The 13,426-nt window shown below is 58.2% G+C and carries 9 protein-coding genes; 8 read left to right on the plus strand and 1 reads right to left on the minus strand.

The window, feature by feature from the left end; translation table 11 throughout:
- The first annotated feature begins 28 nt into the window (after positions 1-28).
- From Enr13x_RS18735 to Enr13x_RS18765, 7 genes are all read left to right on the plus strand, one after another.
- A complete protein-coding gene (locus tag Enr13x_RS18735; RefSeq protein WP_197456147.1) occupies positions 29-3,685 on the plus strand; it encodes a serine/threonine-protein kinase in 3,657 nt (1,218 codons plus the stop codon).
- Positions 3,686-3,968: 283 nt separating this feature from the next.
- Positions 3,969-5,012, plus strand: a complete 1,044-nt coding sequence (locus Enr13x_RS18740; protein ID WP_145388478.1) for an alkaline phosphatase D family protein — start codon at positions 3,969-3,971, stop codon at positions 5,010-5,012.
- 219 nt (positions 5,013-5,231) lie between these two features.
- Positions 5,232-8,210, plus strand: a complete 2,979-nt coding sequence (locus tag Enr13x_RS18745) for a PSD1 and planctomycete cytochrome C domain-containing protein (protein ID WP_197456148.1) — start codon at positions 5,232-5,234, stop codon at positions 8,208-8,210.
- Positions 8,211-8,234: 24 nt separating this feature from the next.
- Complete coding sequence (locus Enr13x_RS18750) at positions 8,235-9,683, plus strand: DUF1501 domain-containing protein (RefSeq protein ID WP_145388480.1); 1,449 nt, start codon at positions 8,235-8,237, stop codon at positions 9,681-9,683.
- A 441-nt stretch (positions 9,684-10,124) separates the two neighbouring features.
- Complete coding sequence (locus tag Enr13x_RS18755) at positions 10,125-10,877, plus strand: carbohydrate-binding family 9-like protein (RefSeq protein ID WP_145388481.1); 753 nt, start codon at positions 10,125-10,127, stop codon at positions 10,875-10,877.
- Between the two features lie 71 nt (positions 10,878-10,948).
- Positions 10,949-11,206 carry a hypothetical protein gene (locus Enr13x_RS18760; protein WP_231744372.1) on the plus strand — a complete coding sequence of 86 codons (258 nt, stop codon included), beginning with the start codon at positions 10,949-10,951 and terminating at the stop codon, positions 11,204-11,206.
- A gap of 147 nt (positions 11,207-11,353) precedes the next feature.
- The gene (locus tag Enr13x_RS18765; RefSeq protein ID WP_145388482.1) at positions 11,354-11,938 is read left to right on the plus strand and encodes a DUF922 domain-containing protein; all 585 of its coding nucleotides are present in this window, start codon (positions 11,354-11,356) and stop codon (positions 11,936-11,938) included.
- Positions 11,939-11,988: 50 nt separating this feature from the next.
- Here Enr13x_RS18765 and Enr13x_RS18770 read toward each other — a convergent pair whose 3' ends face one another.
- Positions 11,989-12,294: a hypothetical protein gene (locus tag Enr13x_RS18770; protein ID WP_145388483.1), complete on the minus strand. Its 306-nt coding sequence runs from the start codon at positions 12,292-12,294 to the stop codon at positions 11,989-11,991.
- A 278-nt stretch (positions 12,295-12,572) separates the two neighbouring features.
- Between Enr13x_RS18770 and Enr13x_RS18775 the strand changes: the two genes are divergently transcribed.
- Positions 12,573-13,421 (plus strand): HAD-IIB family hydrolase, encoded by an 849-nt coding sequence (locus Enr13x_RS18775; RefSeq protein WP_197456149.1) that lies wholly within the window; start codon positions 12,573-12,575, stop codon positions 13,419-13,421.
- The last annotated feature ends 5 nt before the right edge of the window (positions 13,422-13,426 follow it).

Consider the following 13,426-nt stretch of genomic DNA (forward strand, 5'->3'; position numbering starts at 1 on the left):
CTAGTCACACGCCCCAATGGACACCATCATGAACCAAGCCGCCTGTTTCTCCACCGAAGAACTGCGCCGCTATTTACTGGGCGAGTTGCCCGAGTCGGCTTCGGATGCTGTTGCGCACCACATCGACTCCTGCAGCGATTGCGAATCCACCATCTCGCTGCTGGACCGCGAATCGGACACGCTGGTCCAATCACTACGCACTCCCGTCGACCAACCAGAACCCGCATCAGCGTATCGCCAGGCGGTAAAATCCGCGAAGTCCAAATGGCGCGATGCGGCGTCGGAATCTGGCATCGAAGGCGTCTCCGATGCCCCCAAACTGCGTGATTATGAACTCCTGGAACCGCTCGCCCGCGGCGGCATGGGAACGGTCTATCGCGCCCGTCACACACGGCTCAATCGCCAAGTTGCATTGAAAGTGCTGCCCGGTCGATGGCTGCGAAACCCGGCCGCGGTCGCGCGATTTGAGCGTGAAATGCAGGCCGTCGGATCGCTCAACCATCCGAGCATCGTGCAAGCGACCGACGGTGGCGAAGTGGATGGCGTTCATTTTTTAGTGATGGAGTTGGTCGACGGGTTTGATGGTGGGACGCTGGCGAGTTTGCTGGGGCCGCTGCCGACCGCGGATGCCTGCGAAATCGCCCGTCAGGTTGCCGAGGGCATGGCCTACGTTCATCAGCAAGGGATCATTCACCGCGATCTGAAACCGTCAAACTTAATGATCACGCGAAGGGGTGACGTCAAAGTCTTGGATCTGGGGCTGGCACGACTGGTGGACGAGCAACTGGCCGGTGATGAGTTGACGACGATCGGCCAATTGATGGGGACGCTGGACTACATGTCGCCGGAGCAATTGGAAAACTCGCACGACGTCGATCAATGCGCCGACCTGTACTCTCTGGGGGCGACGCTCTACAAACTGCTTACCGGTGATTCGCCCCACGCCTCGGATCTGAGTGAGCCGTTTTTGTCAAAACTTCGTCGAATTGCGTCCGAACCGGCGGCGCCGCTGAAGCAGCGCCGCGATGACGCGCCGGATGAGTTATGCGAACTGGTCGATGGGTTGTTGGCCCGTCGCGTGGAAGATCGGCCTGTGTCGATGGAATCGGTCGCTGAGATGCTGAAGCCTTTTACGGTTTCCAGCGATCTTGTCCGTCGAACGAAGGAGGCGGCCAAAATTCAGAAACAGCGTCGAAACGTTATTCCGATGAATTCCGTCGACGCGACGGCGGCGCTGCACAGCGATGCGCTGCCACCTCCACCGGCGGCCGTTGCCAGTCGCACCAGACGATTGCTTTCTTGGGCGGTCGCACTCTTACTGGTGATTTCACTTGGTTTGGGAGCCGTCATCACGCTGGAGACGACGGCCGGGCGATTGGTGATCGAGACCGCCTCACCGAACGTCGAAGTCAGGATTCTCAAAGCCGGCCAAGTCTATCGCGAGTTGACGCTCAGTCAAAAACCAAAGTCATTGAGTTTGGGGGCGGGTGAGTATCGGATCGAGATCATCAGTGACGCCGACGGACTAGAGATCCAGAACGGTCAGTACACGCTGAAACGAGGCGACACTTGGCTCGCAAAGATCGTCCATCGCGAGCCGTCTGACCAGACCGCTCCCGTGGCTGATTCACTGGCTGATTCAATGGCCGACGCGTCGAGATCTCTCAGCGCGGGACAGCCGACCTACGAAGGGAAAACGTTGCCCCAGTGGTTATCGCTCTTGCGTACCGAACGGAGTGCGGATCAGGTTGACAAAGCCTGTAAAGCACTGCAAAAACTCGGCTCGGAGGACGACACCGCAACCGTCGATGCCCTGCTGCTTGCGGTAAAGTATCACACCGGGAGTTCCAAACCGAGCGGGAGCGTGAACACGATTTGGTCTTCGGTTCAAAACGTCTTGGCTGCACTCGATCAAACGGTTGTTGCCAGAGCGATGGCCGAATCGCTTAACGACGAGGGTCAAGCGAACACGCCGTTCATCCTCCGGTACGCGTCCGATCACGCCAGTCTTTTGGAGCCGGTTGAAACCGATGGTCTAGTCGATCAGATACAAACCATTGCGGCGACTCCCCTGTCCTCTCAACGAATCAGCGCCTTGAATGCGTTTAAGGCGATCGGTTCGGAAGAAACGACCGAACGATTGTTGCGGTCCGCCCTGGACGATGCCCAGGTTGGTGTTCGGTTGTACGCGGCGAATCGGCTGATCGAGTTGGACGCACACGTTGCGGAAGTCGTCTCGGCGCTCCGTGAGGTTGTGTTGTCCAGTGATCTCAGGAGTCGTGCGCAGGCAAGCTGGCTGTTGGGAGAAATCGGTCCGGAAGCAAAATCCGCTGTGCCGGAACTGGTCCATTGTGTCGAAGATCAGGATCTCGCGGTCACTCTCGCTGGTGTCTACCACACTTCCGACGGCACAACGAGTGTCAAAGATGCCGCGATTCACGCTCTCGGAGAGATTGGTGACGAATCGGTTGCTCCGTTGCTGATTGAAGAATGGAATCGGCGAGCATTCGAACGTCGACAAGTGACCAAATCAGAATTGCGGGAGCTGAATGATTACGGCAATTCGGCGACCTACCAACCCGACTGGGTCGCCGCATCGATCAAAAGGTTGATCGGCCGACGCCCGAACGTCGCTAGACGTCCCGATCGGACAAGCGTGCTCGTGTGGTCCATCGACGGACGAACGCTTGACATTGCATATCGTAACGCGTTCGATGATCGCCACCGCCGAACGACGGCAGGTCTGTCGGAGATCGCGGAACAGCTGCTGCCCATTTCACAACCGTTCGAACGTGAAAGTGCACGTGCGGTCATCGAAAAGGCCAGTCGCCTTCCCGATGACGAAGCACTTGAACTTGAAATCCGCATGATCGAGTTGCTCGCTCAGTTCGACGATCCAAAATCGGTATTGAAGTCCATGTATCGCCGTCAATCGTCGTATGCCGCATTGAGTATAGACGAAGCGGACCAGGAATTTCGAACGAAGACACTTCAGCAATACCAAGCACTCGCAATCCGGATGATTCAGTCACAAGAGAACTGGAAAGCAACCTATGCAGAATTTCTGATCGAACTTCTGGGCGACCGTTACCCGGGTGCCGCAACGTCCTTCCTAGATCTGATCGACGACTTCGCGCCAGACAAGCAAGTCGAGGGCGTTGTCAAAATCTTCCACCTGATTCGATGGCTCGGAGTGGATCGTATTGCGGATGCATCGACGGATCTTCACCGTTGGGTCCAAGTGCCTGTCAATCGCGCGGCAATTCGAAAGCATTTAAGTGGTGACAGCAATCGCGCATGGCTTGACCTGGTGGTCGGAATCTATTGCTGGGGCAGAGACAACGATTTGGCGGATGAAATCGTCGATCAACGCTTTGCGGAAGATTCGATCAACCGGTTTGATTTGTTTAACGAGCTGATCACGGCGATGAACGATCAACCCAAACTGTCTGAGCTGATCATCAAACTCTTTCGTCACCCCGCCCTGGCCGAGGCGGCAACGGAGATCAAGAGGGGCGATCAGACGACGATTCGTTCGTTGCGAGCAGTCTACCTTTCCAAACTCTTGACGCAGATCGCCAGGCAGCATCGATCCACTTTTGTGCCGATGCTCAGAACGCTGGCCGAATCGGGCGTCCATGGAGAATCCGAGGCCGCGAAACAGTTGCTTGATCAATGGAAATAGATTCGGAATGACTAGAAATGGCAGAATGATACAGGGCAGAATGATGGACTGACCGCTCAGGTCGCAAAGCCAACATCATACGCCCCCCGCCTCCTTCTTCTTCCTTTCCATCATTCTGCCACCCATCATTCTGCCCCGTATTATTCTGCCTTCCCTCCTACTGCCTTACATCGTTTTGCCCCCATCGTTTTGCCCCTGCTGCACACACGGCCTGCCCGACTTCTCTAAACTACCTCAGCATCGTTTGAATCCAACTCTAAAAGCCTGTTTCGATTGCCGCACCATGTTCAAGCCCCTCGCTCTGGCCTCGTTGATTTCCATCGTCCTGTCTCCGCTCTCCGTTTCCGCAGACGCCGATTCATCAGCCGCGGTCACACGCGTCGTTTTTGGTTCCTGTATCAAACAAGACCAGCCCGCGCCGATCTTTTCGGCCATGGCGGCCGAGCGGGCTGAACTGCTGCTGTTTACCGGCGACAATATTTATGCCGACACCGAGGACATGGCGGTGATGCGGAACAAGTACCAGACGTTGTCTCAGAAGTCGGGCTTTGCGTCACTGATCGATTCTGGCACGGTCATGGCGACCTGGGATGATCATGATTTTGGCGTCAACGACGGAGGCGCCGACTATCCCAAACGCGCGGAATCTCAGAAGCAGTTCCTCGATTTTTGGAACATCCCGGCCGACTCGCCGCTGCGTCGGCGGCCGGGCGTCTACGACTCCCAAACCTTCGGCCCCGAAGGAAAGCGTTTGCAAGTCATTTTGCTGGACACGCGTTACTTTCGATCTCCATTGAAGAAGGGCGAGCGACGTGTCGGCGGTCCTTATTACCCTGACGACGATGCGGAAAAGACGATGCTCGGTGACGCCCAATGGCGGTGGCTGGAGGAACAGTTCCGTCAGCCCGCCGACGTCCGGCTGATCGTTTCCAGCATTCAATTCGTTGCCCAGGACGCCGGCCAGGAATGTTGGGCGAATTTGCCGCTGGAACGCGATCGGATGTTGAACCTGATCCGTGACACCCGAGCAAACGGAGTCGTTTTCATCAGCGGCGACCGGCACTGGTCGGAGGTGTCAGCGCTGGCCGAGAAAACGCCCTACCCGATCTATGACATCACCTGCAGCAGTTTGAATCAGCTTCACCCACGTGGCACGCCTACCGACAATCGCTATCGGGTCAGCGAGTCGACCTACCACCGCGAAAACTACGGTCTGCTGGCGATCGATTGGCAGGGCGACGCTCCGACGCTGGCATTTGAGATTCGTGATCTCGGGGGGCAACGTGTCATCACCAAAAAATTGACACTGGCGAATCTGTCAAACTAAAGTGGCGTAAGCTTCCAGCTTGCGTTCCGTGCAATGGCAAGCAGGATGCTTACCCCACTTGGGCTAGATCGCGAATAACACTCGCCCGGGACGGCAAGATCTCGTAGAATAGACACACGGCCTCGTCCGCCCCGCCTGCCCCAGCTCGAAACGTCCGAGAGAGCCGCCCGGTTTTCCACTGCGTTTTGCCCCGCCTGCCCCCGAGAAGAGATGCCTCGCGTGTATTCTCATCGCCAGGATTTTGCCTCCTGCCTGACCCGCACCAGTCGATTGAGTTGCTACGCGGTCGGTTTGGGGATTCTGTTTCTTGCCACGTGCCTTCCCGCCGTCGGCGCCCCTGTGCCGCAAGACAAGACCGCAACCTCGTCCGAGCAAGAGGAATTCTTTGAGACCAAGGTGCGTCCGCTGTTGGTGCAGCATTGCGTCGAGTGCCATGGACCGGAGGACCAGTCGGGTGAACTGAGACTGGATCGCCAAGACCATTTCAAACGTGGCGGTGGCAGCGGACCGGTTGTGGTTCCCGGTGATGTCAAGGCAAGTCGGCTGATCCGTGCGATCGGCTATCGAGACAACGGCTTGCAAATGCCGCCGGACAGCAAGTTGCCCGAGGAAGCGATTCGCGTGCTGTCCGATTGGGTTCGCAGCGGGGCGTCTTGGCCGGAAGAAGCGATCGAAACAGATCAGACGGTCAGCATGTCGCCGGAGGAGCACATCGAAGCTCAACGACGCTCGCATTGGTCCTACCAACCGATCGCAACCACGCCGCCGCCATCGATCGCGGATCTGGTAGCGCGAGTGGGTCAAGACCAGGTGGACGCCTTTGGTGGCGATGGCATGACGGCGATCGACCGTTTCGTGCTGGCACGGTTGTCCGACGGCGGACTGGCGCCGAACCCGCGAGCCGATCGCCGCACCCTGATTCATCGGGCTTACCACGCGCTGTTGGGACTGCCACCGACCTATGAACAGGTCCAGGCATTCGTAGCGGACGAGCAGCCTGATGCCTTTGCCCGTCTTGTCGATCGTCTATTGGAGAACCCGCACTATGGAGAACGCTGGGCGCGGCACTGGTTGGACATCGCCCGCTACGGGGACACGAAAGGCTACTTGGCCGGAAACAGGGAAACGCGATACCCGTATGCGTTTACCTATCGCGATTACGTGATCGATGCCTTCAACCGCGACAAGCCTTTTGACCAATTTGTGATCGAGCAGCTTGCCGCCGACCAACTGGATCTGACCGGTGAGGCCCGCAGCGCGCTGGCGGCGATGGGGTTCTTGACCGTCGGTCGGCGTTTCATGAACCGCAAACACGACATCATCGATGACCAAATCGACGTGGTCACCCGAGGTTTTCTCGGCATGAGCGTCGCCTGCGCCCGCTGCCACGACCACAAGTTCGATGCGATCCCGACGGCCGACTACTACTCGCTGTACGGCGTCTTCGCCAGTTCCGAAGAACCGTCCGAGTTGCCGCTTCTTGGCGATCCACAATCCACTCCGGAATACGAGGCGTTCCTCAAAGCAAAGGCAGAAAAACAGCAAGAGGTCGACAAGTGGGTCGAAGAGCGACGCCAAGGAATCGAAAACGAACTGCGTTCACGCGTCGCCGACTATCTGGTTTACATCGCCAAGTCGCTGCCCCAATACAGCAAGGGGAAGGTGCAGCCCCAAGGGAAACGGGGGGCGTTGCGTTTGCCGGCCTCGCGGCGATGGCAACAGTATCTGGTCAACGCCAACGCATCGCCGCATCCCGTCTGGGAACTGCTTCGTCAACTGGCCGCACTGCCGCTGGATGAGTTTGCCGCGAAGTCGGCCACACTCTTGGACCAAGCCGCGACGGCGACGGAAACGACAGAAGGGCAGGAACCGGCGAATCCGATCCCTCAACGCTTGCTTGATTCGTTGCGCGAGGCACAGCCGACATCCTTGCCCGAGGCGGCGCAGGTGTTCGGTGATGTGTTGGAAGCGGTCTATGCCCAATGGATCGAAGCACGCAAAGCAGATGAGAGTCTGGAACGCTTGCCCGACGCCGGTGACGAAACGTTACGCCAGGTTTTGTGGTCCGCCGACGCACCGACCACCCTGGACAGCGGCCAGGCGATCGCACATTTGGATCAGGCCGAGCGTGGCAAATACAACCAATTGCTCGGCGGCGTGAACGGGGTCAGCGTCACGCATCCGGGCGCCCCGCCGCGTGGGATGGTGATGTTCGACAAGCCCAAGCCGGTCGAACCGGTGATCTTTCGCCGCGGCGTGCCCGGCAATCGAGGCGATCGCGTCCCGCGACGATTTTTGCAGGTCTTGTCGCACGTCGATGGCGGCAAGCCCTTTGAACAGGGAAGCGGGCGTCTGGAATTGGCTCAAGCGATTGCCGACCCGGAAAATCCGCTGACCGCACGGGTGATCGTCAATCGCGTCTGGCAACACCAATTCGGCGAAGGCCTCGTCCGCACGCCGAGTGACTTTGGGATTCGCGGTGAACTGCCGACGCACCCGGATCTGCTGGACGACCTTGCGGCAGGGCTGATCGCCGACGGCTGGTCAATCAAGCGTCTGCAACGCCGCATCATGCTCTCGGCAACCTGGCAACAGTCCAGCGACACGCGTCCTGCCGCGATTGAAACAGACCCCGAAAACCGACTGCTGTGGCACATGCCGCGACGGCGGATGGATTTTGAACCGCTGCGTGATCGATTGTTGTCGGTCGCCGGACGGTTGGATGAATCGGTGGGCGGGCGATCCGTCATGATCCACCAGGATGCCACGCGTCGCGCCCTGTACGCCTACATCGATCGCGAAGACTTGCCCGGACTGCTGGCCAGCTTTGATCTTCCCAGCCCCGATGCCAGTCAAGCCAAACGCGCCAAAACAACCGTTCCGCAACAAGCACTTTACCTGATGAATTCCGGATTCGTCATCGAGCAGGCCAAAGCGTTGGCGGAACGCAGCGAAGCGGAACGCAGCAAAGCGGAACCGGAAGGCCCGACCGGCGACGATACCGAACAAGTCGCCACCGACCGCACGGCCGAACGTATCAAGCGACTGTATCGACTCGCCTTGGCTCGCGACCCGGCACCGGCCGAATTGCAGGTGACGCTTGAATTTGTCACCCCTGGATCAGAGGCCACGTTGGATCCCTGGGTTCAACTCGCGCAAGTTTTGCTCCTGAGCAACGAGTTCGCGTTTGTCGATTAAGACTATCCCACCTTGGATTGTACGATGTCAGATTTCCTTTCCGCACTGAACCGACTGCCCGCGACTCGCCGCGACTTCCTGCGTCGTAGCGGGATCGGGCTCGGTTCGCTGGGCTTGGCGGGCGTCCTGTCCGACGACACGTCCGGTCTGCTGCACGCTGCGACGGCCACGAACCCGATGGCTCCCAAGACGCCGCACTTTGCGCCCAAGGCGAAGGCGGTGATTCACCTGTTCCTCAACGGCGGGCCGTCGCAAGTCGACACGTTTGATCCCAAACCGGCGCTCGACAAATACCACGGAAAATCGATTCCATTGAATCTGCGCACCGAACGCGAAACCGGGGCCGCCTATCGATCGCCGTTCAAATTCAAGAAGTATGGCGAAAGCGGGATCGAAGTCAGCGAGTTGTTCTCGCACGTGGGCGAGATGATCGACGACGTTTGCGTGGTGCGATCCATGCACGCCGACGTGCCCAACCACGAGCCCTCGTTGATGCTGATGAATTGCGGCAGCGGCCAACTCGTGCGTCCCTCGGTGGGATCCTGGGTCACGTATGGACTGGGCAGCGAAAATCAGAATCTACCGGGCTTCATCTCGATGTGCCCGAGCGGCTACCCGATCAAAGGCGCCGAGAACTGGCAGGCCGGTTTTCTGCCCGGTGCGTACCAGGCGACGTACATCGATAGCAGACACCAGGAAATCGAAAAACTGATCGCGAATATCCGCAACGCAACCGGGCTGCCCCGCGACCAGCAACGTCGGCAATTGGATCTGTTGCAAACGCTAAACGAACGTCATCAACAGGCTCGTCAGCAAGATGCCGAACTGGAATCGCGCGTGCAAAGTTTCGAGCTTGCCTATCGCATGCAGATCGAAGCGACCGATGCGTTTGACATCAGCAACGAACCCCAATCGATTCGCGACATGTACGGCGATTCGATCCAGGCACGACAGATCCTGATCGCGCGGCGACTGGTCGAACGCGGCGTGCGATACATCCAACTGTGGCACGGCGCGGGACAGCCCTGGGATAGTCACGACAAGATCGAGAACAACCATCGTCGCTTGGCCGGCGAGTGCTCGCAAGCAATCGGCGCGTTGTTGAAAGATCTGAAACAACGTTCGTTGCTGGACGACACCCTGGTGGTTTGGGGAGGTGAATTCGGCCGCACGCCGACCGTCGAACTGCCCAAACCGGGCGCCAATGCCGGGACCAACAGCGGCCGAGATCACAATCATTACGGGTTCACGATGTGGCTGGCCGGCGGCGGAGTGAAAGGAGGTCACGTGCACGGCGCGACCGATGAGTTCGGTTTCCAGGCGGTCGAAGACCGTGTCCACGTCCATGACCTGCATGCCACCATTTTGCATTTACTGGGATTCGATCATGAGCGGCTGACGTACCGTTACGCCGGCCGCGATTTCCGACTCACCGACGTTCACGGTAACGTCGCCCACGAGATCATCGCGTAGCCCGCTAGATCAACGCATCGTGAAAGCATGAGGTACGGAGACGCGACGCCCCGACACATCAGTCGAAGACACGTTTCCACAGTCACCCTCCTTGAAGAGGTCGTGCAGTTTTTAAGTCGTTGACAAGAGTGGTTCTTGTCACTCTCCCTCTGGGAAAGTCGAGCGAAGCGAGGAGAGGGTTTGGGTTGCTGCTTGGGGTCACCCATCAAGAGTGAAGTGAACGCCGCGATGCACCAATCGACCTCCCCTCGCTGCGCTCGACCCTCCTGCCAGGAGGGTGGCTTTAATACTGCACGAACTTTAAAAGATTGATGAGGACGTGGGATCTTTCTACCGAGGCAACGCAGCGGTATCTGATTCGCATACAATGCCGGCGACAGGACGCCACCGACGACGTTCAGCGACACTCAATCTCTTTTGCACCTGTTTTCGGACATCAGCATGTATCCCAAAATTGGAAGCGTCTGCACGTCAGGCATTTTGCTGCTCTCGATCGCCACGATCCAAGTCTGTGTCAGCCGGCCAACTCACGCCGAAGAAGCTTCGCCGCCGACCATGAACGTCAACCGTTGCGAAGACTTCACGGTCAACGGCAAGGGCGACGCGGCGGCGTGGGAGTCGGCCGAGTGGGTGACGCTAAACCGTCGCCCGAAGGGAAGCCACGACTACACCTCACGTATCAAGATGCTGTACTCCGGGACCGGGGTCTACGTGCTGTTTGACGGCAGCGATCGAAAGCTGACTGCAACCATGAATGAAGATTTCTTGGACCTCTGGAACGAAGATGTCTATGAATGTTTCTTCTGGACTCACGAAGAAGATCCGGTTTACTTCGAGTATGAAATTTCACCGCTCGGCTATGAGCTTCCGATTCTGATTCCAAACCTGGACGGCCGTTTCCTGGGCTGGCGTCCGTGGCACTATGAGGGCGATCGAAAGATCAAGAAAGCGGTTTCGGCGCAGGGCGGAACAAACGAGTCCATGGCCGCGGTCACCGGCTGGAGTGCGGAAGTGTTTATCCCTTACGCGTTGTTGAAGCCGCTTCGAAATCTGCCGCCCGAACCGGGAACGCGATGGCGAGCCAATTTCTATCGCGTGGACTATGACGATCGGACGTCAACCGGCTGGGATTGGGCGCGAGTGGGTTCAAGTTTCCACGAATTCAAGAAATTCGGCACGCTGGTGTTCCAGTGAGGCGTCTTGACCCGACCGGGTCATCTGTCATGCGATCGTTACCAGCACCAGTGAGAGAAGAGGCTGCAGCAATGTCTCGATCCTTTACGTTGCTGATTGCCCTTTCTGTCGCGTCTTTTTCCGTCGGTAACGCTGCCGAACCAGAATACGGAGGCGGTTATTACACGCACATGCGAAACGCAGGCGACCGCTTGCTCGAAGCGATCGACGAGACACTCGATATCGGTCGTCAGGCAAGTACTCCCGTCCATCTCTTTCATCTCAACGCCGCCGGCAAGCAGAATTGGGGCAAGATGCCGTTGGCGATCGCAACCATCAGGGCGGCGTGATCGAGCGGCCGACGAAGTGAACGACTGGCCCCAAACAGCGGTTCGCCGTAACCGAGAACTTTCCGCACAACATTCCTGCCATTGAAACGATAACAGGTGATACCAGAATCCTGGCTGATCCCGACTCAATTCAATGGAGACACTCCGATGCCGTCAAAGCTTACCGGCCTTTTCAAGACGCTCAGGTGGTCAGATTTCGTGGGCACGCCCGACGCCAGCAGCTCCCACCTCGCGTTTACGAGCACGTCGTTTTCCGTTCCGACCATCCTGCTCTCGTCACTGGTCCACGACAACATCAACGTGACGATCAAGTTCAACGCGTCCAAGAGCTGGAAGAAGATGGAGGAGATCAATCGGAAGAAGAAACGCACACCCGATCAGATCCTGAAACATGAGCAGGGTCACTACGACATTGTCGCCCTGTTGGCCCGCGACCTGTTTATCGAATTGATGCAGCTGAAGGGAAATCACTACAAGAATCAGGCGGAACTGAACAAGGACGTCCGCCCCATTCTTGCTAAATACAACGGGACGGAAAAGAAGTTGATGGACAAGTACGACTTGCCGACGGAGTCCGACCATGGGGAAAGCGCCACCGGTCAGGACAAATGGAATCGAATGATCAAAGAGGCATTCACGACAGCGCGTAGCCCGGCAGTGATGGCCCCGGACGGAAAAGCTTACAAGGTTCCGCTGCTGGACGTCTTGGCCAAGAATGGAATCAAACCTTGACGCCGACCGACCGCGAACGGATTGGAAGGTTGGATGAATGCCAATGCCGCTTACCCCAACAGACGACCGGTCGCCGCAATCAACTCGCGTCGCAACTGGGACGAGGAAACCATCATCCGTCGTTCCACATCGCTGCTGTCGAAGAAACGATCGATGGCCGGCATCAACGAATCTAGCGTGTCGGCCGTGCGAATGCCGTACATCATGATTCGATCCCAGGAATACGCACCGTCCTCGTCGAGCGTCTGTCGGACAAGGATCGTTCGCCCGTCATCCCAATTGATGATTGCGACGATGCATCCGGTTCCAACGTCGCGTTCAATTCTCCGACACTCGATGACATGGTAGGTCGACATGGCCCAACTGATTCAGCGTCAATTTGGCGTCAATGAAGCAGGATGGCGTGCGTCCGATGTGCAGCCACCTCCTGGATCCCGTCCCGGTCCGCCGCTCCGGAAAGGGAACTCTTGGTAGATCAAAACCGCTCGGCGAAACCCGCCAGGGATTTTTTCACGATGGCGGGTTCACGCCACAGCACGGGCATCTTTCCCCTTATCGCTCTACGAGGTCAGCGAACCCGCCCGGCCCGGAGTCGCAGTGGCGACCGCATCGTCGATTGCATAAACTTGGCGTCATGCTGCCAACCGCTTCACCGCTGATTCTGTTTACGGACCTTGATGGATGCTTGCTCAACAAGCATGACTATGACTGGTCGCCGGCGGCCGCGACGTTGCAAACGTTGCGTGATCGGCAGATCCCCGTGGTCATGAATTCCAGCAAGACCGTGCCGGAAATGACCCAACTGGGCCGGCAACTGGGTCTGGCCGATTATCCCTTTGTCTCCGAGAACGGGTCCGTGATTTGCTGGGGCAGTGATGCGGATCAGCCGGTCGGCGACGTTGAAATCATCGGTGCGTTGCGAGATCGGATTCTCGAGGTACTGCAGTCTTTGAAACCACAGTATCGGTTTCGCTCCTTTGCCGACCTGGGTTTGGAAGGTGTCGTGGCGGAAACCCAACTGCCCGAAGACAGCGCCCGGATGGCGCTAGCGCGTCAAGGAACCGAGCCGCTGCTGTGGGACGACAGCGACGACCAGCGGTGCAAGTTCGAACAATCCTTGCGCGATCACCAGCTGACTTTGACCCGCGGCGGTCGTTTTTGGCACGTCGCCGGCCAGACCAGCAAGGGCCGGGCGATGCAAACGGTCGCCGATCGCTTGTCGCAGGCCGATCCATCGTCGCAGCCCAGCGCTCGACCGTTGCTGGCGGCCATCGGTGACAGCCCGATCGACCAGAGCATGCTGGACGTGGCCGACGTCCCGATCGGCATCCCGACTCCTGCCGGCCTGGGAGTCCACGTTGCCGCCGACCGGGGGATCGTTGCCACAGCGCAAGGAGCCGCCGGCTGGGCCGAAGCAGTCTCCCAACTGCTCACACGGCTAGAATACGACACGACTCCTCCTCCCCAATCTCCCCTCCCTTGATCTAG

The organism is Stieleria neptunia (assembly GCF_007754155.1).
Lineage (GTDB): Bacteria > Planctomycetota > Planctomycetia > Pirellulales > Pirellulaceae > Stieleria > Stieleria neptunia.

Coding starts and splice junctions, on each gene's coding strand:
- Enr13x_RS18770 (WP_145388483.1), bottom strand. CDS start 12,294: ATGTCGACCTACCATGTCATCGAGTGTCGGAGAATTGAACGCGACGTT.
- Enr13x_RS18760 (WP_231744372.1), top strand. CDS start 10,949: ATGTCTCGATCCTTTACGTTGCTGATTGCCCTTTCTGTCGCGTCTTTT.
- Enr13x_RS18755 (WP_145388481.1), top strand. CDS start 10,125: ATGTATCCCAAAATTGGAAGCGTCTGCACGTCAGGCATTTTGCTGCTC.
- Enr13x_RS18765 (WP_145388482.1), top strand. CDS start 11,354: ATGCCGTCAAAGCTTACCGGCCTTTTCAAGACGCTCAGGTGGTCAGAT.
- Enr13x_RS18775 (WP_197456149.1), top strand. CDS start 12,573: ATGCTGCCAACCGCTTCACCGCTGATTCTGTTTACGGACCTTGATGGA.
- Enr13x_RS18740 (WP_145388478.1), top strand. CDS start 3,969: ATGTTCAAGCCCCTCGCTCTGGCCTCGTTGATTTCCATCGTCCTGTCT.
- Enr13x_RS18735 (WP_197456147.1), top strand. CDS start 29: ATGAACCAAGCCGCCTGTTTCTCCACCGAAGAACTGCGCCGCTATTTA.
- Enr13x_RS18750 (WP_145388480.1), top strand. CDS start 8,235: ATGTCAGATTTCCTTTCCGCACTGAACCGACTGCCCGCGACTCGCCGC.